Source organism: Micromonospora sp. NPDC049662 (assembly GCF_040675055.1).
Lineage (GTDB): Bacteria > Actinomycetota > Actinomycetes > Mycobacteriales > Micromonosporaceae > Micromonospora.
In genome coordinates this window covers 16,934-36,928 of sequence record NZ_JBFAOC010000023.1, presented here as the reverse complement: position 1 = coordinate 36,928, position 19,995 = coordinate 16,934, and the positions used below count along the sequence as shown (strand labels likewise).

Sequence of the window (19,995 nt, the reverse complement as noted above, 5' to 3'; positions counted from 1 at the left end):
GGGCTAACCTCCCGCCGGGCGATGGACGCACATGGGGAGGACTGGATGGGGCAGAGTCGCGGAGTGATGCCCAGCCTTTACCGGGTAGCGGAGTACTGGATGTCGCGATACGAGGTCGTCTTCCCTGATCTCTACGCCACCTACATCGGTTGGGGTGAGCCGTTCTGCTTCAGGTGCAGCTGGCTGGCACCCGTTGACGACACGCAGGGGAGCCTTGCTGCGGTATGGGGTTCGGCAGGTGGATGGCTGGAGAGAGCGCATCTGCACGACTGGGCGCTCGGTGGATCAAATGAGCCGGACAACTTGGTGCCACTGTGCCGGCAATGCCACGACATCATGCCGGAGTTCTCGTGCAGGCAGTCGGCGATCTCCTATGTTCGCGATGGTGTGCGGAAGAATAGTTGGTGGCAGTTCTATACCGATGGGGCATTTGGGGCAAGCGCCGGTTTCCCTAACCCTCCCTTCAAGGCCAAGCTGATGCGTGATGCCTACGTGCGTTTTATCGAGATTGAGAGGCTGATCGCGGCGGCCACCAAGGGTGATGAGCGCGCCGTGGCGCGGGTGCGAGGGCTGCTGGGCGACGAGTCCTGGCCGGCCCTTCCCCCGGGATTGCGCGATCGTCCGGCCATCGACTCGGACGCCCTGGCCACGCCCTAACGAGGTGTCAGGCGAACGAAGCGCCTGCTCAGGGCACGTTTCGCGTTCATAAACCGGCGTACAGGGTCGACTCGTCCGTCGCCCACCAGCTCAGGGCCGTGATCGAGGCTCTGAGCTCAACGCTCCAGGGAAAAAGGTCGCCCGGCCGGTGAACCATAACGCCGCTCGTCCCGTTGGAGTGCCGACAGGCATCTGCATCGGTAGTCTCCGGGAGGGCCAGCGCTGATGAACAACTCGGGAACTGTCGGCCTTGAATACATGTCAAATGCCGACTCGTACAACGGGCCTTCTGATTTTGTTTCGAACCCCAGCACGTTCTATCGTCCCGTCGAGATGGGCGCGGCCATCCGATTCTCGGCCCCGCCCATCAAATCGCGTGAGTACCGGAAAGCCCTGAAAGAGTTGAAGGACGCGGTCAAGAGGGGTTCGGATCCAGGGCTGCAAGAATATCAACGGAATGATCTGGGTAGGCTAGTGGGAAAGATGGATGCGGGAACGCCTCCACGGAATGCTGATCATGCATTCAACATGATGTGGTACCTTCGCGTCAACGTGCGTGATTACCCGACGAGTGGGCCAACGTTCCAGAAGATTGAAGCGTTCTATAAACTGCACTCTCCACAACTCGTCCACGACAAATATCACCGACCGTCGGCGCAGCACGATATCGAGCCGTCGCGGTCGCAAGGTGAGGCTGCCGCCAGCGGAGACCTCGGCCGTAGGGTCGGCTTGCGCGAGAAGGCCAAGATCGGAACATCCGCCTTCGTGGAATTGGCCTCGATGCAAATGACTGGGACGGCCCATTTGTCCTACGACGGCGATGAAAAGTTTGGAACCCGACTCCGGGACAGGTTTAACAACAACGTCGACGAAACTAGAAGAGCACCTGGTCGGAAGTAGTGATGTCGGCGTATTCGACGTGAGGGCGGTAGCGTCCCGGGGTGAGCTTCGGCACCTACGCCCGCCGCGTGCGCGACGCTGCGCTGCCGTACCGGCACCGGGTTGGCGCGTTGAGGTCGTGCGTGCAGTTGTACCGACCGATCGGCTTCCACGCCACGCTGAGTTTTCTCGAGGAGATCGCTGGACCGTTTCACCGCGACGAGGCCGCGTTGCTGCGCGCGTTGGACGCTCTCGTGGCGAGCCGTGCGGGCTGGCATGCCGATCTCCGCGACTACACCGCCGAACGGAAGCTCGCCAAGCACCGGGGCCAGCGGAGCCTTCGTCCGACTGAGCCGAACCCGAACGGCTCTCCTCGCTGTTGGTACGGCGTTCCCGGAGCGGCTGCCCTGCACGCCGTGCGGTACTGGCAGCGTCATGAGGCACCTGCGCTGCTGGCAGAGCCGGATTCGACCACCTTGGAGCTGGCCGCCTGCGTCACCGCGTCCCTGGAAGCCGGCGGCGCACTGCTTCCCGCCCAACGAGAAATGTTGAGCGCAACCGTCGAAGCGCTACGGCAGCGGATGGGACCTGAGACGTGGCGCGATGACTCGCGCGCCTACTACCGGGCTTTCAACCTGCTGACGGTCGCACGGCACCTTGAGACGGCGGCCGATGCGGCGCCCACATCCGTCGGCATCGCGCGACCTGAAACGGTCGCGGGTTACGGACGCGCGGCGACCTGAGCGACGAACGCCCGCCAAGCCGACGGACCGAAGGTCAGTGCCGGACCAGCAGGGTCTTTGCTGTCCCGTACGCCGACGATGCCAGGCAGATTTATGCGTGATCCGCGAGTTGCCCGAGCGGCACACGTACGACGGGTGGGTCTGGATCGAGGGTTACCAGCTCAACGCGGCGGGCGACGCGGTCGCGCGGCGCGAGTTGTACGTGCGACGGGCGGGCGGGTGGGCGCAGGCCCTGCCGGCCGGACATCGGCGAGGCACGGTGCGGATCGGATGAACGCCCGCCCCCGCCCGCACCTGCCGATGCGTCCGAGGCGGCTGTGCCGCAACTGCGCCGCACCCTGGCCGTGCGGCCCGGCCCAGCTCACTCTCACGGCCGAGTTCTACGGCCACTCCGTCGCCTTGGCGTTCTACCTGGCCGCGTCGATGCACGATGCGGTCGACGACGCGTACGGCCTGGGGTTGCGCCCGAACCTGCCGGCGATGCACGCCAGGTTCCTCGGGTGGTTGTCCCAGGCCCGGCGGCCTCGCCGGTCCGGTCGGGCTTGAAGTCCTGTCGGCGGCCTACACATGACGGCTCACGCGGGAACTGTCGCTCCCGCAGAGAGGTCGGTGCTGTCCGGCAGGTGGTAGACCACCAGCGTCTGTTCGGGTCGCTCGGCGACGTGGAACGCGGCGTGCGATACGGCGATCACACCCAGTCGGGGATGCCGGAGGCGTTTGCGGCCCGCGTGGCTGAACTGGATGTCGTACTGCGGCCACCACTGGCGTACCTCGGGGCTGATCTCGGTGAGTTCGGCCACGAGCCGGGTTACCCGCGGGTGACCGGGATGCTGTCCGGCGATCGCCCGCAGCCGGGCCAGGATGCTGCGCGCCTCCTGTTCCCAGTCGACCAGCACCTGGCGGGCGGCGGGCTCGGTGAATACCCAGCGTACGACGTTGCCACCCGGCCCCACGCCCTGGAACAGCTCCGCTGCGGCGTGGTTGGTCGCGAGTACGTCGTAGCAGATGCCGGTGACGTACGCGGGGTTGTTGCCGAGCAACGCCGGAACACCGGCGATCTCGGGTGTCGCCTCCTCGGAGACGTCCTGCTCCGGCGCGGCTCCTGCGCCGGCGAGGTGGTGCAGGTGTTCCTGCTCGGCGTCGGTCAACCGCAGCGCTCGGGCGAGGGCGTCGAGCACCTGGCCGGAGGGGCGGACATCGCGGCCCTGCTCGAGATAGGTGAGCCAGGTGGCACTGATACCGGCCAGCAGGGCCAGTTCCTCCCGGCGTAACCCTGGTGTGCGGCGGCGCCGCGTGACCGGCAGACCCGCATCGGCTGGGGCTATCCGCTCGCGCCGGCTGCGAAGGAACGTGCCCAGCTCCTTGCTCACCCTGGGACCTCCAATACCAGAATAAAGCGGCTCTGGATACCACTCTAACGAGTCGTCAGGCTTGTCCCATGCGTGCTTGGACTGTTGCTTCAGAAGACGACGACGTACAGCTTTCCGATGTTGCCTCGCCGACCCTTCAGGGCGGTGGCGTGCTCGTGGAGGTGCTCGCCGCGCACCTGCCGGCGTACACGAAAATGGTGGTGAAGGGCAACCGCGGCGGCCTGCCCGTGCCGCTCATCCTGGGTCCCTCCTGCGTCGGCCGGGTGACTGACGTTGCGCCCGACGTGTTCCACGTCGCCCCGGGCGACGTCGTGCTGGACACGGCGCTGCTCGATGCGGGCGGCGGAGACGAGATCCTGGTGGGCTGGGTCGGCCTTGGCGGTTCCGGGGCCGGCAGCGAGCGGACGGATCGCATGCGTACGGTGTGGCGCGACGGTGTCTTCGCGGAAACGGCGCTGTGCGCCAAGGAAACGCTCGTCAAGCTGCCCGGCGCGGAGAACTACCCGGACCCGGCCCGTCTGTCGTTTGTGCCGTGGCTCTGCATCGCCGCCACGGGCCTGCACGCGGCGGGTCCGCTGGCCGGCCGCGACGTCGCGGTGATCGGTGCGACGGGCCAACTCGGCGGCGCGGCGGTGCTGCTGGCGCTCGCTGAGGGCGCCGCGACGGTGACAGCGGTGGGCCGCAACAAGGGGTCGCTCGACCGGCTGGCCGAGCTCGACCCCCGCATGCGTATCCACCGGCTGACCGGCGACCGTACGACGGATGCGGTGGGTATCGGCCCGGTCGACATCGCCCTCGACGCCCTCGGCGCTACGCCAACGGCGGACGCGACCATGGCCGCCTACGACAGCTTGCGGGGGCGCGGCACTCTTGTGCTCATCGGCGGCGTACGCCAAGACCTCACCATCGGGTACGGCGACCTGATGCGCCGCAGGCTCACCCTGCGCGGCTCCTGGATGAGCAACGACGAGACCGTGACCAACGTGTGGAACCTGGTCCGCTCCGGACTGCTGGACCTCTCCGCGATCGAGATGCGGACGGTCGGCCTGGACGACCCGGCGGCCGCCCTCGACCTGGCGGAGCACACGACGGGCCTCAGCTTCGTAGCCCTCGTCCCCTGACCGTCTGAGGGTCGCCACCTGGACGTGCCCGTCGGCAGGGCGGCGCAGGTCAACCCCGGGTGCCGGCATCCGGGGTTGACCACGCCGTGTACGTTCGCCGCCGTTATGACCAGCGACCGCGACGCGACGCCCAGCGAGGTGGCTACGCCGACGTGGCGAGGCAACGTCGGCTGTCTCGCGGCCGTCGTCATGCTGTGCGCCGTCTGGGCCGGGGCGACGTTTGTGCTCGGCTCGGCGATCGACTTCCGGCAACGCTTCGTTCCGTGGTTCGCCGAGCTGGCTTGCCAGGCCTCCGGCTGCGGCCGGCTCCCTATGGTCACGATCGGCTGGGGTGTGCGGGCGACTGCTGTCGTTGTCGTGGCCGTGCTTGCGCTCGCGTTTCGGCCGCGTCGACGGCTCTTCTACGTTCTTTTGCTCCCAGCTGTGGGGCTGGTTGTTCCAGGTCTGTTGCTCTCGGACGTCACGTACAAGACTGGCCACGAGCCGTGGATGAGAGACCTCGTGGTCGGGGTGCCGAACGGAGACGCCCTCGTGGTCGGGATTCACTGCGGGACGTGGGCCGGCTGGTTGGCGCTCTTGACTATGTGGCTCGCGAGCGGCCGCGTGAAGCACGGTTCACCCCGCAACGTCTGGGCGTGGCAGCTCGTCCGCCTTGCGGCGCCCCTCCTGATGCTGCCTGCCCTGGTGATCGCGCTGGTCCTAGCGTAGTTCCCAGCCGAGACCGGAAAGCATTGGCGAGGCATGTTGTCAGGTGTCCGGCTATCTGACCGGACCGCTGAGGCGCAGCAGAGCTGCTACCTCTGGCTGATCGTCCCGACTGCACCACGGGGTGAGGCTCAGGACCCAGGGTCTTCGGCGTCCCAGCCGAGATCGGCGAGTTTACGCAGGACCGCGCCAACGCGCGGAGTCCAGAAGAGCAGAACCTGGTCGCGTCCCTCGACCTGGAAGGAGACGGCGGTCGCCGGCAGCGGAAACCGTCCGTGCAGAGGTCGGTGCGGCAGTGCCTCCACCTGGACGTGCCGCAAGGTGTCCGAGCTGGTACGTGACGACAGGGTCAATGTGCTGTCGTCAACGTGCAGCTTGACCGTTGGCCAGGCCATCCGGCGGACAGCCCTGAGCGGGCTGCCTCGGGTGAAGTCGAGGCGGTCGACGTAGGTGAGCCCACCGCGCGTATCGAAGGCATTCGAGATCACTGAGGGATGGTAAGGGGGCGAGCACCGGGTGGGCGGGGTCGGCTCACCGTCCCGTGCCGCGGGGATGACGGTGGGGCAGTGCCGTTGGGCTTGCATCTGGTACCCGGGTACAGGCTTACCGTCGAGGTTATGAGTGATCGCCACGTCACGGCGGACGAGGCCTGGGTGCCGGATGCCTGCACCCTCCCGACGGCCGAACGGCCGCTGCGGCTCGCCGAGTTCGATCGGTTCTTCACCACCGAGGTACGAGGCGTCGACCGACTGTCGGCGCGGCATCTGCGGTTGCGCCTCGACGGTGCCGCCCGGGTCGAGGAGTTGGCGCGGGACCTGACGGCCCGAGAGTCGTCCTGCTGCGCGTTCTTCACCTTCGGCTTCTCCCGGCCGGACCCCGACCTGCTCGACGCCGGCAGACACCAGCACCGGGGCCGATCCGACACCGGCCTCCAGGCGCGTGCCAGGGAGAAGCTTGTGGAGATCGAGCAGAAGTTGGCCGACCTGACGGTCATCCGCGACACGTTGCGGGACGCCATCTCGGCCGGCTGTGACGACCTGGTCACCTGCGCCGGAAGCACCTGCTGCCCCCTGCCCTTCGCCGAACTGGCGGAGCAACGTCAAGAGGGGAGCCGCGCCCGCTCAGTCCAGCCAAGCGACGAACCGGCCGGGTGGGTTGCCCCACCCGGCCGGTGTCAGGAACGCCGTCTCAGTGCTTCTTGAACACCGGCATGGTGTCCAGGGTGGTGGTGATGTTCTGCGTGGTGCCGCCCCGGTACGTCTTGCCGGTGAAGATGTCCGTCCAGCTGTTGCCCGGCGGGAACCACACCGACGTGGTGGCGGTGTCGCCCGGTGTCGTCACCGGTGCCACCAGGTAGTCCGGACCGTAGAGGTACTGCGAGCCGGCGGTGGCGTACGCGGCCTGCTCGTTCGGGTACGCCAGGTACATCGAGCGGACGATGGGCGTACCCGTGCGGGTGGCCTCCTTGGCGGCGGCGTAGGTGTACGGCTGCAGTTCCTTGCGCAGGTTCAGGAACTTCTTGGCCGACGCGTTGGCTGCCGGGCCGTACTGCCAGGGCAGCCGGTCGCTGTGGTTGGAGTGCAGCCGGTCGATCGGCTGGAACGTGCCGAACTGCACCCAGCGGGCGTACAGGTCGTCGGGCAGCTTGGTGCTGCCCGGCTCGCTGCCCGGCTCCCGCAGGCCACCGGTGTGCCCGCCGATGTCGTGGCTGACGGCGGCCAGCCCGGTCGCGGCCGACTCGCCCGGCGTGTAGCCGACCTCCATCTGCAGGGTCGACCAGTCGCTGGTGGTGTCGCCGGTGAAGTGCAGCGTGGTGCGCTTGTCGGCCCACGGTCCGGTCGCCACCGGGGTCGGGCTGCTGTAGCCGCCGGCCTGCAACGACCCGTACGCCCGGGAGAACGCGAAGCCGGTCTTGTCGGCGTACTGCTGGTTGATCCACGCGTCACCGGTCACGCCGGCGAGCGACGACTTCGTGTTGTCGCAGCACCAGTCCAGCCACCACAGGTCCGGGCCCTTGCTGCCCTTCGGGATCATCCCGTCGTGCAGCTGCATATACGCCTTGAGCTGGTCCGGGTCGCCGAAGTCGAACGTGTAGCAGTCCGGGCCGCCGTTGCAGCCGACGCGCTGGAGCTTGCCCTTCGCGGTGGCCTGCGCCTGGGCGAACTTCGGGTCCGAGCCGAGGATGCTCGGGTGGATGTTGATGCCGGTGTGCAGGCCCTGCTTCTTCGCCCAGTCGAAGAACGCCTTCGGGTCGGGAATGCGGGTGGGGTCGATGCTCCAGCCGTTCCACTTGTCCGGCGCCTTGATGTCGGTGTCAAGGACAAGAACATCCATGGGTACGCCCTCAGCCCTGGCCCGGTCCACCAGTGCCTGGAACTCGGCGGCGGTGCGGTCGTAGTACTCGGAGTACCACACCCCGTACGCCCACTTGGGCAGCAGCTTCGTGGGGCCGGTCAGGGTCGACAGGTCCGCCAGGCCACGGGTGAAGTCCTGCCCGTACGCGAAGACGTAGCCGTCCTGCTCGGGAGCGGGCCGGGGCTTGGTGGTGCGCAGGGCCGAGGCCGAGTCGTCGAGCAGGTACCAGCCGTCCTGGTAGAGCAGGCCCGGTGCGGTGAGCGCGGAGCCGGTCACGCCGTCCAGCCCCCGGCGGTAGCCGCCGAGCGGCGCGTGCGGGGCGAGCAGCGGGGAGTCCTTGCCCGTGACGGCGACCGTGTCGACGTTGATGTTGCAGCTGGCGTCGGTGGGGCAGCCCAGCGTCACGGTGTTGGTGCCACCGTCCAGGTGGACCGGGACGGCCACCGTGTTCCAGTAGTCCCATCCGCTGGTCGGCGGCAGGGTCGCCGTGACCGGTGCCGCCGTCCCCGGCGTCACCGACATGGTGCGCGTCTGGCTCGGCTGGGCGCCGGCCTGGCCGTTGGCGTAGCGGATCTGCACCTGGTAGTCACCGGCGGCGGGTACGTCCGTCACGGTGAGCGCCACGGCGGCGCTGGTGTTCTCCAGGCCGGCCAGGAAACCCGTACCCGAAGCGCCGTTGTGGTCGTTCGCAGGCCGCGCGCCGCCGGCGAGCGCGCCGGTCTCGGCCTCTCCCAGGGTGCCGAAGCGCAGGGGCTGCGGCCGGGGTGCGGACGGCGCGGGGAACGGGTCACCCGGGTTGACCACCGCGAGGCTGTCGATGTTCACGTTGCCGGAGTCGTTGGGACCCCGCACGACGCTGATCTCGTGCCGGCCGGGGGTGAGGTCGACCGGCACGGTGGCCAGGCCCCAGGTGTCCCAGTTCGCGGTCGGCGGCAGGGTCAGCGTGCGGCCGGCGTCGCCGTCGACCTGCACGGTCAGGGTGCGGTCCACGTTCTGGCCGTCGCCGCCGGTGCTGTTGGCGTAGCGGACGGCGAGCTGCCTGGTGCCGCCCTCCGGCGCGTCGAGCGCGAACGTCACCGAGTCGCCGGACGCGGAGAAGCCCGCCGCGAAGCCGCGTCCGGTGTATCCCCGGTGGTCGGTGGCCACGCCGGGACCGTTGAGTTGCAGCGACTCGGCCTCGCAGAGCGCGCCGAACGCGCAGGCCGGCGCGGTGTGGCCGGCCCAGGGCTGGCCCTGCACGGTCTGCTTGCCGGTCTTGAGCCGCACGGTCAGGTTGTCGGCGGTGAACGCGCCCGAGCCGACCTGGTAGCGCAGCGTCATCGCGCCGGTGTCGATGGTGAGCCAGCCGTGCTCGACGCGCTTGGTGAAACGCGTACGGGCGAAGTCGTCGCGCCCGATGGCGTTGAACGTGGCGGCGTCGGTGAACCGGCCGTTCTTCTGGTACTCGGTGCGGATCAGGGTCGGGGAGAGCACTTCGAACCGTGCGTTGCCCGACCGTACGGCCTCGTCCTGCGCGCCGTGAGGTTTGGCCTGGGCGGGCGCGGAGGGGGCGAGCGCCAGGCCCGTGACGAGAATGCCGACCGCGGCGGCTGCTGTCGCCCGGCGGCGGGGTGAGTTCCGATAGAGCAAGATGCGCTCCTCGTCTCATATGGAGGAAATGAGTCGATGACAACGCTGTCACTCGCCTGAAACGCATGTCAACGGGCGGCAGCGGGTGTCTCTTCTCTCTTTCCGGCGCGATGTGCGGGCGGCCGGTACGCGATGTGCGGGCGGCCGGTACGCGATGTGCGGGCGATGTGCGGGCGGCCTGCCTACGGCCGTCCGCTCGCCCGACAGCACGCCTTCTGATCGGTTTGCCGTCGCCGGACCGCGGGGATGGTCTGACGCATGTCTTTCTGGAACCGGTTGAAGCAGAGGCGTAACGAGCAGATCGAGCAACGGCGTCAGGAGGCCATGGCCAAGGCGATGGCCCGTGGCGCCACCCCGGAAGAGGTGGTGGCCGCCGGCGAGCGTGCCGCCCGTGGCAACACCGCCGCCGTGCTGGGCGCCATCAGCACCTGACGCGCCACGGGTGGGCGTGATCCACCCCAGGTCGGCGACGTGGGGGTGTCACGCCGCCCGGATGCCGCCACTTCGGCGATCCGGAGTCGATCACGCCGCAGGCGCAGGCGCAGGCGCACGCCGAGCGCCGCACGCCGGTGGCAGCCGCACGACGGCCGCACTCGCACGCCGGTCGCACCCGCGCGCATGACAAGCGCCGCAGCGGGGCGCGGGGTCAGCAGCGGGCGGCGGCCAGCGGAGCTGCGCCTGCCAGGGCCTCGACCGTCGTCGTGGGCGCGGCTGACTCCGCCGTTGGCGTCGGCGAGGTGGAGAGTGACGGCGAGGGCGACGCGGGCGTTGGGGAGGCGCTGGGCGGGGCGGCGACGAGGGACGCCGTGGTGCGTTGGACCTTCCTCGGCGTCATGCGGATGCCGGTGGCGGTGCTCTGGTGGCCGTACACGTCGGTGACCCGGATCGTGTACGGGCCGGAGCCGATTCCGTCGTCGACGGTCCAGTAGTTGTCGGCCTGGCGGGTCGTCTTGCGGAAGCCGCCGGTCGGGCCCTTGGCCTCGACCGAGCGCAGCGGGTTGCCGTGGTTGCCGACCTGGACCGCGAACCACCACTGCGACGCCCCGCCCTTGATCCGGAAGGTGAGACCGCCGTCGAGCGGCGGGTCGACCACCGCCCGGTACGCCACGGAGGCGATGCCCTGCGAGCGGTCGGCGATCCGGGCGAACGCCTCCTCGGACAGGTCGATCTTGCTGCTTCCGCAGCCGGCGCACTGGTCCATGACGAGCACCCGGACCGTGCCCTTCGGGCCGGTGACGTCCAGGTAGCTGCCGCAGGCGGCCGCGTTGGCGTACTGCGACGAGCCGACAGCCGCGTAGAGCCGGTCGGCCGGCGGGCCCGGGAAGGAACAGGTGCCGCCCGAGCGGCCCCCGTCGTAGAAGCTGGCTGTTCCCCTGTGGACGGTGCCGCCGCTGGGCGGCGCGGCGCAGGCCGGGGCGGCGCCGCCGCGTACGGCGAGGGTGACGCCGAGGGCGGCGGCCAGAGCGGCGATTCCGGTGCCGGCCATCCAGCGTCGGACCCGCCGACTCGACCGGGGTGTTCTGGCCGGGCTGTCGCTTGCGGGTTCCGTGCCCGGTGCCGTCACGCCGCCTGATGTTGCCGCATGATCCGCGGCCAGCGCAAAGCCGGTAAGCATTCCGTCACGCGCCGGATCGACGGGCGCGCAGTCCGTCGCGGGCTCGCCGTAGATCCACTCGACTTCGCTGACGTTGGGGTGTCCGGGGGCCTGGGATAGGCCGGTTTCACGGAAGACGAGTGGATCAAGCCTGCCCGCGCGAGATTCACCCGGCCGCTCGCGGCAACTGGCGCCTTGCGGACCCCTTCTAGAGTCCCGGCCATGAACCGTCGACGCCCGAGTCGGACCTTCCTGCGGGTGTTCTCTGCGTTCTACCTCATCTTCGCGATGACGCTCACAGGCCTGGTGATCGGGTCGATCGTGGCGGACGATCGGGCATCGGAGGCGTCGGCCGTGGTGCGCGAGGTCGAGCATCGCGGTGCGCGAACACTCGTCGCGATTCAATTCACGACCAGCCGCGGCGAGACGTGTGACGCGCACTTTCGGGTGGCGGTCAAGGCGAACCGGACCGTGACCACCGGCGATCGCATCCGCGTCCACTACGCCGAGAGTGATCCCTGCTTCGGGGTGCAGGAGGTCGGCGACCGATCGGCATGGTTCATCGCCCTCATCGGTGTGGTGCTCCTGGCCGTCGCCGCCATCCTGGCGTACGTCGTCTGGCGTCGGCCGCGACCTCCGCTCCCACTCCGGTACGCGGGCATGCCCTGAGGATCCGGCAGCCGCGCGGCGCTGGTGCGCCTCGGCAGGCCCGCGGTCCGTCGCTCGCGCTAGATCTACTCGACTTCGCTGACGTTGGGGTGTCCGGGGGCCTGGGATAGGCCGGTTTCACGGAAGACGAGTGGATCTTGGCCCTCCGTGTTGCTCCGCGTCCGTACCGTGTCGTTGAGGGAGGTACGGGGATGATTGATCTGGTGACGGTCGGTGCGGTCGTGGGCGTACTGGTCGTCGGTGTCGGTGTCGTGGTCCGCAAGCCGGTCGACGCCCGGCGGGTGCTGCGGTGGTCGGCCCTGGCGATCACCGTGCTGGTGGCCGCCGCGCTGACGCCCTTCACCGTGGACGACTCCGGTTCTGCCGCCAGCTACCTGCTCGGCGTTCCGGTCGTCGCCGCGGTGCTGCCGGTTCTTGCGCAGCGATTCGGCCGGCTGGCCGGCGTCGTCGACCTGGTGGCCGCGCTGGTCATCGGCGGGTGGGGTCTGCTGCTCGGGCTGGGCATCGGCGCCGCGTTCCTGCCGGCGACGGTGCTCTTGATCGCCAGCGCCGTTGTCGGCACCAGGCCAGCTCGACCGTCCAACGCCACCTGAGATGGGGCAGGACCGCGAGGAAACGACCCCGACCGTCGTCTTCGATCTCGACGGCGTGCTGCTGCGCGGGGACGCGTTCGGGCTCTTCATGCGTCGCGTCGTCTTCACGGGTGCCCGGCTGCCGCTGGCCGTCGGTCTGCTCGTCCTCCTCGCGCCCATGATCGCCGTTCCCGCCTACCGCGTGCGGGCGGCGCAATGGATGAGTCGGATCGGCCTGTGCGGCCGGAACGCGGATCGGTTGCAGGCCGAGCTGGGGCGTTTCGGCGCCGACCTCGGCGCCGAGCCAGGTCGGCTCATCGCACCGGGTCTGCGGATGATCCGTGCCCACCTCGCGGCGGGTGACCGCGTCGTCGTGGTGACTGCGTGTGAGCACACCCTGGCACGCGCGTTGCTCGACGCCATCGGCCTCGCCGAGGTCGACCTGGTGGCGTCGCACATCCGTGGCCCGAAGCTGATCGTGCACAACTACGGCCCGACGAAGATGGTGCAACTGGCCGCCCGCAGGGTGACGCCACCCTGGCGGGTGGCCTACAGCGACTCGCTGTCGGATCTTCCCATTCTCGCCGCCGCGGAGCAGGCGGTGCTGGTCAACGCGAGCGCCCGTCAGGTCTCCCGGGCGCGGCGGCTGCTCGGTGCCCGGCTGACCACCGTGACCTGGACGGGCAGCTAGGTCCTGTTCCATAAGAACTGGTCGGCCTGCGGCGGGCCCGGACGACGCCCAGCGGCGTTGCGGTGGTGTCCGGATACAACACCGGTATCCGGACGCCACCGCGCCTTGCCGGATCGCCGCCCGGACTCCGCCTCGGCCCGACCGCCTTATGAAACCGGACCCAGGGCGTGGGTCAAGGCCCTCGGCTCGACCGAGGACTTTGACACCCGCTAGGAAATCTCCGCCGACCGCGTGACTGCTCGTATCGCCACGACCGCGAGGTGCCGCGTTCTAGGCTCCGAGACAGGGGGCGGCGTGCCTTTCTCGAATTGGCGCACACATCCGGGTAGTGCCCTCACCCCATGATTCCCCTCGCGAGGCGTGAACTGGTGACAGAGAGGACGAAAGCATGGCGGTCAAGACGAAGACGCGGCCCGGCATCACGGAGATCCGGCCATTCACGGTGGAAATTCCCCAGGCGGACCTCGACGACCTGAAACGGCGGATCGCCGCCACCCGTTGGCCGGAGAAGGAAATCGTCGACGACCAGTCGCAGGGCGTGCCACTCGCGACCATCCAGGCCGTCGCGCGTTACTGGGAAAACGAGTACGACTGGCGCAAGGTCGAGTCACGGCTGAATGCCGTACCGCAGTTCATGACCACCATCGACGGGGTGGACATCCACTTCATCCACGTGCGCTCGAAGCACGAGGACGCGCTCCCGCTCATCGTCACGCACGGGTGGCCCGGGTCGGTGATCGAGCAGATGAAGATCATCGAGCCGTTGACCGACCCGACGGCCCACGGCGCGAGCGCGTCGGACGCCTTCCACCTGGTGATCCCGTCCCTGCCCGGCCACGGCTTCTCGGGCAAGCCCACCGCGACGGGCTGGAACCCGCAGAAGATCGCCACCGCCTGGACCGAGCTGATGAAGCGCCTCGGGTACGACCGGTTCGTCGCCCAGGGCGGCGACTGGGGAGCGGTCGTCGTGGACCAGATGGGCGTGCAGGCCCCGCCGGAGCTGCTCGGGATCCACACCAACATGCCCGGCGCGGTCCCGCCCGAGATCGACCTGCTGTTCCAGGGCGACACCACCGGAGCGAACAACGCCATGGGATCGCTGCCCTCGGGCCTGTCCGACGACGAGATGCGCGCGGCCACCGAGCTGGACTACGTCTGGAAGCACGTCGCGTACGCCCTGATGATGGCGACGCGCCCGCAGACGCTGACCGCCCTGGCGGACTCTCCGGTGGGCCTGGCGTCGTTCCTGCTCGACCACGACGCGAAGAGCCTCGCCCTGATCGCGAAGGTCTTCGAGGGCGCCCAGGCGGGCCTGACCCGCGACGACATCCTGGACAACATCTCGCTCTACTGGTTGACGAACACCGCGGTCTCCGCGTCCCGCCTCTACGCGGAGAACAAGCTCTCGTTCTTCGCCACCAAGGGCGTCAACGTCCCCGTCGCGGTGAGCGTCTTCCCCGACGAGCTGTACGAGGCCCCGCAGAGCTGGGCGGAGCAGGCGTACCCGAACCTCATCTACTACAACAAGCTCGACGTCGGTGGGCACTTCGCGGCGTGGGAGCAGCCGAAGATCTTCTCCGAGGAGCTGCGGACCGCCTTCCGGTCGCTGCGGTAGATGGCCGCGTTCGGTCGGGTGCACCTGCCGCCGCTCGGCGGGGCGGTCGAGTGGCTCAACTCCGAGCCGCTCGGCCCCGCCGAGCTGCGCGGACGCGTCGTACTCGTGAACTTCTGGACGCTGACCTGCATCAACTGGCTGCGCCAGGAGCCGTACGTCCGGGCCTGGTCGCGGGCGTACCGCAACGACGGCCTGGTCGTCGTCGGGGTGCACACGCCGGAGTTCGGCTTCGAGCATCAGGTGGATTGGGTACGCGCCGCGGTGGCGGCGCGCGACATCGACTACCCGGTCGCGGTCGACAGCGACTACGCGATCTGGCGCGCCTTCGCCAACCAGTACTGGCCGGCGCTCTACTTCGTCGACACCGACGGCGTGCTCAGCGACGAGCACTTCGGTGAGGGTCGCTACGAGCAGTCCGAGCGGACCATCCAGCGTCTGCTCGGTGTCGAGCGGGACCTCGTACCCGTCGCCGGGATCGGCCCGGAGGTGGCGGCCGACTGGGACAGTCTGCGGACGCCCGAGACGTACCTCGGGTTCAGTCGCGGCGAACACTTCGCGTCGCCGAACGGCCCCGCGCTCGACGAACGCCGCGCCTACGACCTCCCCGAGAGCCTGGCACTCAACCAGTGGGCCCTGTCGGGCGAGTGGACGATCGGGTCGGAGAACGTCGCGGTCGGTCGAGCCGGCGCCAGCATCGCCGTCCGGTTCCACGCCCGCGACGCGCATCTCGTGCTGGCCCCCGGAACGGGACGGCCGGTCCCGTTCCGGGTGCTCCTCGACGGCGAGGCCCCCGGCCCGTCCCACGGCGTCGACGTCGACGAGGCCGGCAACGGCGTGCTGGAGGACGGCCGCCTCTACCAGCTCGTCCGCCAGGACGGCGCGGTCCGCGAGCGGACCCTGGAGGTCACGTTCGGCGACCCCGGCGGCGAGGCGTACGCCCTCACCTTCGGCTGACGCGCAGATCGACAGTGCTCACCGTGCCGGAGACCGGTGAGAAGCTGCGTACCTGAGCGCCGGGACGCAGACGGCTGTCGGTGGCGTACCGGTCGGCGAGCGCCTTCTCCGCGGCCTCGTCGCCGTCGTCGGCCTTGAGCAGCAGCGCGGCGATCTCGTCGGCGAGCGTGAGGTCGGCGTCGGCGAGGTCGTCGGTCATCGCGCCGAAGCTGTCCCACAGCAGCAGCTCGTCCTTCTGCCGATGGGCCAGCTCGTGCAGGAGGTAGTCGTAGATGAACCAGGCGCCGTGGACCGGCAGGTCGGGGGCCACGCCGTAGACGTCGGGATCGATCGTTCCGGCCCGGTACGCCGACCAGACCCGCGCCGCCGAATCGAAGAGCCCCGCCGTCGGATCGATGTCGTAGCCGTCGAACCGCCGGTCGCCGGCCGGGTCGGCCTCCGGGTCGGCCCAGACCCAGCGGTGGCCGTTCCAGTACTCCACCAGCACGTGATCGTGGTGCCAGTCGGGCGTGAAATAGGAGGCGAAGCCGACCCGGCTGCGGCTCGGGACGCCGTGTTGACGCAGCAGCGCGACCGAGAGCAGCGTGTGGTCCCGGCAGCAGCCGGCCACCCGGTCGACGGCCGGGCGCTCGGTGCGCAGGGGCAGGGCGAAGCGGGACTGGTCGGTGTCGAGAATGCGCTCCACCCAGCGGCTGTTCACCTCCTCCAGCCGGTCGCCGGGCAACTCGACGCCGCCGGCGCGGTAGTGGACTATCAGGTTGCGGGCGGTCGCCGCCACGGTGGCGATGTCGGCGGGCACGGCGTCGAGCAGTGCGGCATGCCGGCCCGGGTCGCTGTACGGGGAGTGCTGTCGGTAGCTGTCGACGTCCATGAGGCGAGTCTTCGTCCTGCCACCGTGTCAGGGTCAAGGCGCTTTTCCCGGCTAGTGTCGACTGCTGTGACAGCGCCCGAGATCACCATCGCCACCCCAGCCGACCGCGATGCGGTGGTCGGTTCACTGGTCGCCGCGTTCGTCAAGGATCCCATCCTGCGGTTCCTGTTCCCCGACGAGGAGACCTACCCGCGCCACGCCGCCACCTTCTTCGGGGACCTCTTCGACAAGCGGGTGCACCTGTCGTCGATCTGGACGACAGGTGGCGGTGCGTCCGTCGCCATCTGGGAGCCGCCGGCCAAGCAACCGACTGCCGGGCCGGCCGACGTGCGGACTGCCGGGCCGGCAGCCGTGCACAGGTCGCCGAAGGAAGGTTCCTACCCGGCCGACGTGCTGGCCCGGGTGCAGGGCTACGACCACACCGTGCACGCCGCACTGCCGACATACCCGTTCTGGTATCTCGGTGTCCTGGGCACCCACCCCGACAGCGCCGGACGCGGCTGGGGCCGCGCCGTCATGCGGGCCGGGCTGGCCCGTGCCGCCGCCGACGGACTGCCGGCGATCCTGGAGACCAGCAACCCGGGCAACGTCGACCTGTACCGCCGGGCCGGCTGGGAGGTGGTGGGCACCCTGTCGGAGCCGGTGCCCACCTGGATCATGCAGCAGCCGCCCCGCTGAGATGTCCCGGTTGGCGGTTCAACCCCGGACCGCGGCCCGACCGATGCGGGCACCGGATGTCGGGTGGACCACCTGGCCCGCCGCCTAGCGTTGCTGCTCGTAAGGGAAGGAGGCCCGGGTGCTGGAGCGGCTCAACGAGGCCATGGCGCACATCGAGCGGCACCTCGACCAGCAGATCGAGGTGACCGACCTGGCGCGGATCGCGCTCACGTCGGAGTACCACTTCCGGCGGCTGTTCTCCGCGCTGGCCGGCATGCCGCTGTCGGAGTACGTCCGCCGCCGTCGGCTCACCGTCGCCGGCGCGCACGTGCTGGCCGGGGAGCGGACGCTGCTCGACATCGCGGTGCGCTACGGCTACGGCTCGGCCGAGGCGTTCGCCCGTGCGTTCCACGCCGTGCACGGCGTGGGGCCCGGAGAAGCCCGGCGTACGGGGGCGGCGTTGCGTTCCCAGCCCCGGATGTCCTTCCGACTCACCGTGGAAGGGAGCGGCAGCATGGAGTACCGAATCGTCACCAAGGACGCGTTCGCGCTGGTGGGGCGCAAGGCCCGGGTTCCGCTGGTGCACGAGGGGATGAACCCGTCGATCGTCGCGTTCGTCAGGAGCATCGACAAGGAGACGACCGCCCGGATCGAGGCGCTCTCCGACCAGGAGCCGGCCGGGATCGTCAACGTCAGCGACAACCTGGCCGACACCCGGGCCGAGGGCAGCGAGCTGGACTACTGGCATGGGGCCGTCACCGGGGCCACGCCCCCGGACGACCTGGACGCGCTGCCGGTGGCGGCCGGGTCGTGGGCGGTGTTCACCACCTCCGGCGCGTTCCCGCAGGCGGTGCAGTTCCTGTGGCGGGACGTGTTCACCCAGTGGTTCCCGTCGAACCCGTACCGCAGCCGGCCCGGACCGGAGATCTCCCGGGTGCGGGTGTCCGCGGACGGGAGCACGGCGGACGCGGAGCTGTGGATCCCCGTCGAACGGGTCGCGGTCTGAGGACGTCGCGGCCGGAGGCTCAGTCGGGTACGTCGTCCCAGGTGGTGCCCGGCGGCAGATAGCCGGCCGACGGGTTGTCGCGCAACGCGTAGGCGATGACCAGCAGCGCGTGCCGGTCCAACTCGGGCAGCCGGTCCAGCGCGAACCACCGCACGTCCAGCGACTCGTCGTCGTTGACCCGCGCGGTGCCGGACACCACCTGGCAGACGAAGCCCAGGTTGAGGTATTCGCAGCGGTCGCCGTTGGGGTAGGTGTGCGGGTGGGAGACGGCACTGGTCAGGCGCAGCGGCGTCACGTCCAGGCCGGTCTCCTCCCGCACCTCCCGGACCAGCGCGGTGGCCGGCTGCTCGCCCGGCTCGACGAAGCCGCTGATCACCGACCACCGCCCGTCGTCCGAGCGTTGGCCGAGCAGCAGCTCACCGGCGTCGTTGCGGATGACCGCGCTGACGCTGGGCAGCCACAGCAGGTCGTGGCCGACGTGCTTTCGCATCCGCACGATGTAGTCCGGTACCGCCATCGGGCGATCATAGGCCGCGCGTCGGCGGCCACCGCCGTCGCGTCGAGGTCGCGTCGTGCTCAGCCCGACCATTCGACGGTACGACGAAAGCGCTTGTACTCCGCGGTCAGCTCGGCGTCGATGCGCTCCAGCCGGGCGGGGGTGAGCACCACCGACGGGTCCTGCCACGGCCGTCCGGCGAGCAGTTGGCGACGCAGCCCGAGCGGCGGGTGGGCGGCGAAGAGCGAGGCCTCGTCACGGACCGACAGTTGGCGCAGCAGCGGCAGCCGGTGACTGTTCGCCGCGCGGGCCTCGGCGAACGCCGACCGCCAACGGTCCGGGCCGTGCCCCGCTCGTGCGTGGACACGTACCGCCAACGCCATCGACTCGCCGGCCAGCAGGGCGTCGAGCAGATCGGTGGCGGCCGTCGTGCCGGCGACCCGGGCGGCCAGGTCGTCGGCGAGGTACTCGGCGCGCTGGCTGTCCCGCAGCGCCACGCTCACCAGCACGAGGTGCGCGCCGAACAGCACCCGGGACACCACCCACTGGAACGCGCGGCCCAGCGCGTCACCCACCATCTCCAGCAGCCCGGCCCCGACGGTGGTCTGCACCGGCCGGAACAGGTCGGCGGCCGAGGCGAGCGTGGTGAACGCGGGTTGGGTGAGCAGACCCCGACGCGGGTCGCCGTTGACGAAATGGCCGAGTTCGTGCCCGAGCAGCGCCACCCGTTCACCGGCGGGCAGCGAGCCCCACAGTGGCAGCCCGAGCGCCAACACCCGGCGGCGTCGCACCCCGACCGCGCCCGCGTACGCGTTGATGGCGTTGTCGACGCCGACCACGTCCGGCACCGGCGCGCCGATCGCCGCGGCCACCTCGTCGATCAGCCCGAACAGCTCCGGCGCACGGTCGCGGGACAGGACCTCCAGATTCGGGTCGACTAGGCCGAAGCGGGGCCGCAGGGCGACCGCCAGGGCGACCATCGCCACACCCAGCACGATCGCCAGGTTGGGAAAGGGGAACGCCACGATCAGCCAACCGCCGACGACCGCGAGGGCGAGCACGGCCGCGATCAGCAGCAGGGACACCACCGCGGTCAGCGTCCGTGCCGCACTCGACCCGCCGTCGCCGAGCGGACGGCCGAGCAACTGGCGGAACTGCTGCCCGGTCGCCTGAAACGCCAACCGGTGGGTCCACCGGTCGACCCAGGTCCAGCCGAACTCGCGCTCGCGCCGCCCGGGGTCGTACGCCTCCAGGTTCCACTCGCAGCCGGGGCACCACGGCGCCGCGTCCCTCAGCGACGCGGTGGTCGTTCCGCATCGCGGGCACGCCCCCGCGCCCGTCACCGTGTTGATCACGGCCACGAATCCTGCCCCGGAGCGTCGTGCCGGGGAATCGACCGTTCGGCCACCGG

23 protein-coding genes and 1 pseudogene are annotated in these 19,995 nt (G+C 69.9%); 16 read left to right on the top strand and 8 right to left on the bottom strand.

Annotation, left to right across the window (positions count from 1 at the left end; genetic code table 11):
- The first annotated feature begins 99 nt into the window (after positions 1-99).
- The 3 genes from AB0J36_RS18805 to AB0J36_RS18795 all read left to right on the top strand — a co-directional run bounded on the left by AB0J36_RS18805 (position 100) and on the right by AB0J36_RS18795 (position 2,279).
- Positions 100-657, top strand: coding sequence for an HNH endonuclease (locus AB0J36_RS18805; RefSeq protein WP_357173788.1), 558 nt, complete (start codon positions 100-102; stop codon positions 655-657).
- A 225-nt stretch (positions 658-882) separates the two neighbouring features.
- Positions 883-1,557 carry a hypothetical protein gene (locus tag AB0J36_RS18800; protein WP_357132665.1) on the top strand — a complete coding sequence of 225 codons (675 nt, stop codon included), beginning with the start codon at positions 883-885 and terminating at the stop codon, positions 1,555-1,557.
- A gap of 41 nt (positions 1,558-1,598) precedes the next feature.
- Positions 1,599-2,279: a hypothetical protein gene (locus AB0J36_RS18795; protein ID WP_357393461.1), complete on the top strand. Its 681-nt coding sequence runs from the start codon at positions 1,599-1,601 to the stop codon at positions 2,277-2,279.
- On the opposite strand, the pseudogene AB0J36_RS18790 reads toward AB0J36_RS18795, so the two are convergent.
- Positions 2,258-2,371, bottom strand: a pseudogene (locus tag AB0J36_RS18790) (DUF397 domain-containing protein); the annotation flags it as partial. The gene AB0J36_RS18795 and the pseudogene AB0J36_RS18790 sit on opposite strands and share 22 nt — an antisense overlap.
- 5 nt (positions 2,372-2,376) lie before the next feature.
- On the opposite strand from AB0J36_RS18790, the gene AB0J36_RS18785 reads away from it, so the two are divergent.
- Positions 2,377-2,553, top strand: coding sequence for a hypothetical protein (locus AB0J36_RS18785; RefSeq protein ID WP_357132671.1), 177 nt, complete (start codon positions 2,377-2,379; stop codon positions 2,551-2,553).
- On the top strand, positions 2,550-2,825 hold the full coding sequence (locus AB0J36_RS18780) for a hypothetical protein (protein WP_357173797.1): 276 nt from the start codon (positions 2,550-2,552) through the stop codon (positions 2,823-2,825). The genes AB0J36_RS18785 and AB0J36_RS18780 overlap by 4 nt, the downstream gene beginning before the upstream one ends.
- 29 nt (positions 2,826-2,854) lie before the next feature.
- Here AB0J36_RS18780 and AB0J36_RS18775 read toward each other — a convergent pair whose 3' ends face one another.
- Positions 2,855-3,649 carry a helix-turn-helix transcriptional regulator gene (locus AB0J36_RS18775; protein WP_357393459.1) on the bottom strand — a complete coding sequence of 265 codons (795 nt, stop codon included), beginning with the start codon at positions 3,647-3,649 and terminating at the stop codon, positions 2,855-2,857.
- A 68-nt stretch (positions 3,650-3,717) separates the two neighbouring features.
- Between AB0J36_RS18775 and AB0J36_RS18770 the strand changes: the two genes are divergently transcribed.
- Complete coding sequence (locus AB0J36_RS18770) at positions 3,718-4,770, top strand: zinc-binding dehydrogenase (protein WP_363660918.1); 1,053 nt, start codon at positions 3,718-3,720, stop codon at positions 4,768-4,770.
- 105 nt (positions 4,771-4,875) lie between these two features.
- Positions 4,876-5,478, top strand: a complete 603-nt coding sequence (locus tag AB0J36_RS18765) for a hypothetical protein (RefSeq protein ID WP_357132683.1) — start codon at positions 4,876-4,878, stop codon at positions 5,476-5,478.
- A 128-nt stretch (positions 5,479-5,606) separates the two neighbouring features.
- On the opposite strand, the gene AB0J36_RS18760 is transcribed toward AB0J36_RS18765, so the two are convergent.
- Positions 5,607-5,963, bottom strand: a complete 357-nt coding sequence (locus tag AB0J36_RS18760; protein WP_357132686.1) for a hypothetical protein — start codon at positions 5,961-5,963, stop codon at positions 5,607-5,609.
- 129 nt (positions 5,964-6,092) lie between these two features.
- Here AB0J36_RS18760 and AB0J36_RS18755 point away from each other — a divergent pair, with 129 nt between their 5' ends.
- A complete protein-coding gene (locus AB0J36_RS18755; RefSeq protein ID WP_363660917.1) occupies positions 6,093-6,677 on the top strand; it encodes a hypothetical protein in 585 nt (194 codons plus the stop codon).
- Here AB0J36_RS18755 and AB0J36_RS18750 read toward each other — a convergent pair.
- Positions 6,664-9,459: a TIM-barrel domain-containing protein gene (locus AB0J36_RS18750; protein ID WP_363660916.1), complete on the bottom strand. Its 2,796-nt coding sequence runs from the start codon at positions 9,457-9,459 to the stop codon at positions 6,664-6,666. The genes AB0J36_RS18755 and AB0J36_RS18750 overlap by 14 nt on opposite strands.
- 258 nt (positions 9,460-9,717) lie before the next feature.
- Between AB0J36_RS18750 and AB0J36_RS18745 the strand changes: the two genes are divergently transcribed.
- Positions 9,718-9,891, top strand: a complete 174-nt coding sequence (locus AB0J36_RS18745; protein WP_357132695.1) for a hypothetical protein — start codon at positions 9,718-9,720, stop codon at positions 9,889-9,891.
- A gap of 214 nt (positions 9,892-10,105) precedes the next feature.
- Here AB0J36_RS18745 and AB0J36_RS18740 read toward each other — a convergent pair whose 3' ends face one another.
- Positions 10,106-10,945: an expansin EXLX1 family cellulose-binding protein gene (locus AB0J36_RS18740; protein WP_357393453.1), complete on the bottom strand. Its 840-nt coding sequence runs from the start codon at positions 10,943-10,945 to the stop codon at positions 10,106-10,108.
- Positions 10,946-11,275: 330 nt separating this feature from the next.
- Between AB0J36_RS18740 and AB0J36_RS18735 the strand changes: the two genes are divergently transcribed.
- The 5 genes from AB0J36_RS18735 (at position 11,276) to AB0J36_RS18715 (ending at position 15,554) form a co-directional block, all read left to right on the top strand.
- Positions 11,276-11,722 (top strand): DUF3592 domain-containing protein, encoded by a 447-nt coding sequence (locus AB0J36_RS18735; protein ID WP_357132700.1) that lies wholly within the window; start codon positions 11,276-11,278, stop codon positions 11,720-11,722.
- A gap of 191 nt (positions 11,723-11,913) precedes the next feature.
- Positions 11,914-12,315, top strand: a complete 402-nt coding sequence (locus AB0J36_RS18730) for a hypothetical protein (protein WP_363660915.1) — start codon at positions 11,914-11,916, stop codon at positions 12,313-12,315.
- Between the two features lies 1 nt (position 12,316).
- Positions 12,317-12,985: a haloacid dehalogenase-like hydrolase gene (locus AB0J36_RS18725; protein ID WP_357173825.1), complete on the top strand. Its 669-nt coding sequence runs from the start codon at positions 12,317-12,319 to the stop codon at positions 12,983-12,985.
- Between the two features lie 388 nt (positions 12,986-13,373).
- Positions 13,374-14,600 (top strand): epoxide hydrolase family protein, encoded by a 1,227-nt coding sequence (locus AB0J36_RS18720; protein ID WP_357173828.1) that lies wholly within the window; start codon positions 13,374-13,376, stop codon positions 14,598-14,600.
- Positions 14,601-15,554: a redoxin family protein gene (locus AB0J36_RS18715; RefSeq protein ID WP_363660914.1), complete on the top strand. Its 954-nt coding sequence runs from the start codon at positions 14,601-14,603 to the stop codon at positions 15,552-15,554.
- Here AB0J36_RS18715 and AB0J36_RS18710 read toward each other — a convergent pair.
- Positions 15,541-16,425, bottom strand: coding sequence for a transglutaminase domain-containing protein (locus tag AB0J36_RS18710; RefSeq protein ID WP_357132711.1), 885 nt, complete (start codon positions 16,423-16,425; stop codon positions 15,541-15,543). The genes AB0J36_RS18715 and AB0J36_RS18710 overlap by 14 nt on opposite strands.
- A gap of 66 nt (positions 16,426-16,491) precedes the next feature.
- On the opposite strand from AB0J36_RS18710, the gene AB0J36_RS18705 reads away from it, so the two are divergent.
- The gene (locus AB0J36_RS18705) at positions 16,492-17,103 is read left to right on the top strand and encodes a GNAT family N-acetyltransferase (protein WP_357173834.1); all 612 of its coding nucleotides are present in this window, start codon (positions 16,492-16,494) and stop codon (positions 17,101-17,103) included.
- Positions 17,104-17,221: 118 nt separating this feature from the next.
- On the top strand, positions 17,222-18,088 hold the full coding sequence (locus tag AB0J36_RS18700) for an AraC family transcriptional regulator (RefSeq protein WP_357173837.1): 867 nt from the start codon (positions 17,222-17,224) through the stop codon (positions 18,086-18,088).
- Positions 18,089-18,107: 19 nt separating this feature from the next.
- Here the strand turns inward: AB0J36_RS18700 and AB0J36_RS18695 are convergent, their stop codons facing one another.
- Positions 18,108-18,605: an NUDIX domain-containing protein gene (locus AB0J36_RS18695; RefSeq protein WP_357132717.1), complete on the bottom strand. Its 498-nt coding sequence runs from the start codon at positions 18,603-18,605 to the stop codon at positions 18,108-18,110.
- A gap of 59 nt (positions 18,606-18,664) precedes the next feature.
- Positions 18,665-19,939 (bottom strand): M48 family metallopeptidase, encoded by a 1,275-nt coding sequence (locus AB0J36_RS18690; protein ID WP_357173840.1) that lies wholly within the window; start codon positions 19,937-19,939, stop codon positions 18,665-18,667.
- Between the last annotated feature and the right edge of the window lie 56 nt (positions 19,940-19,995).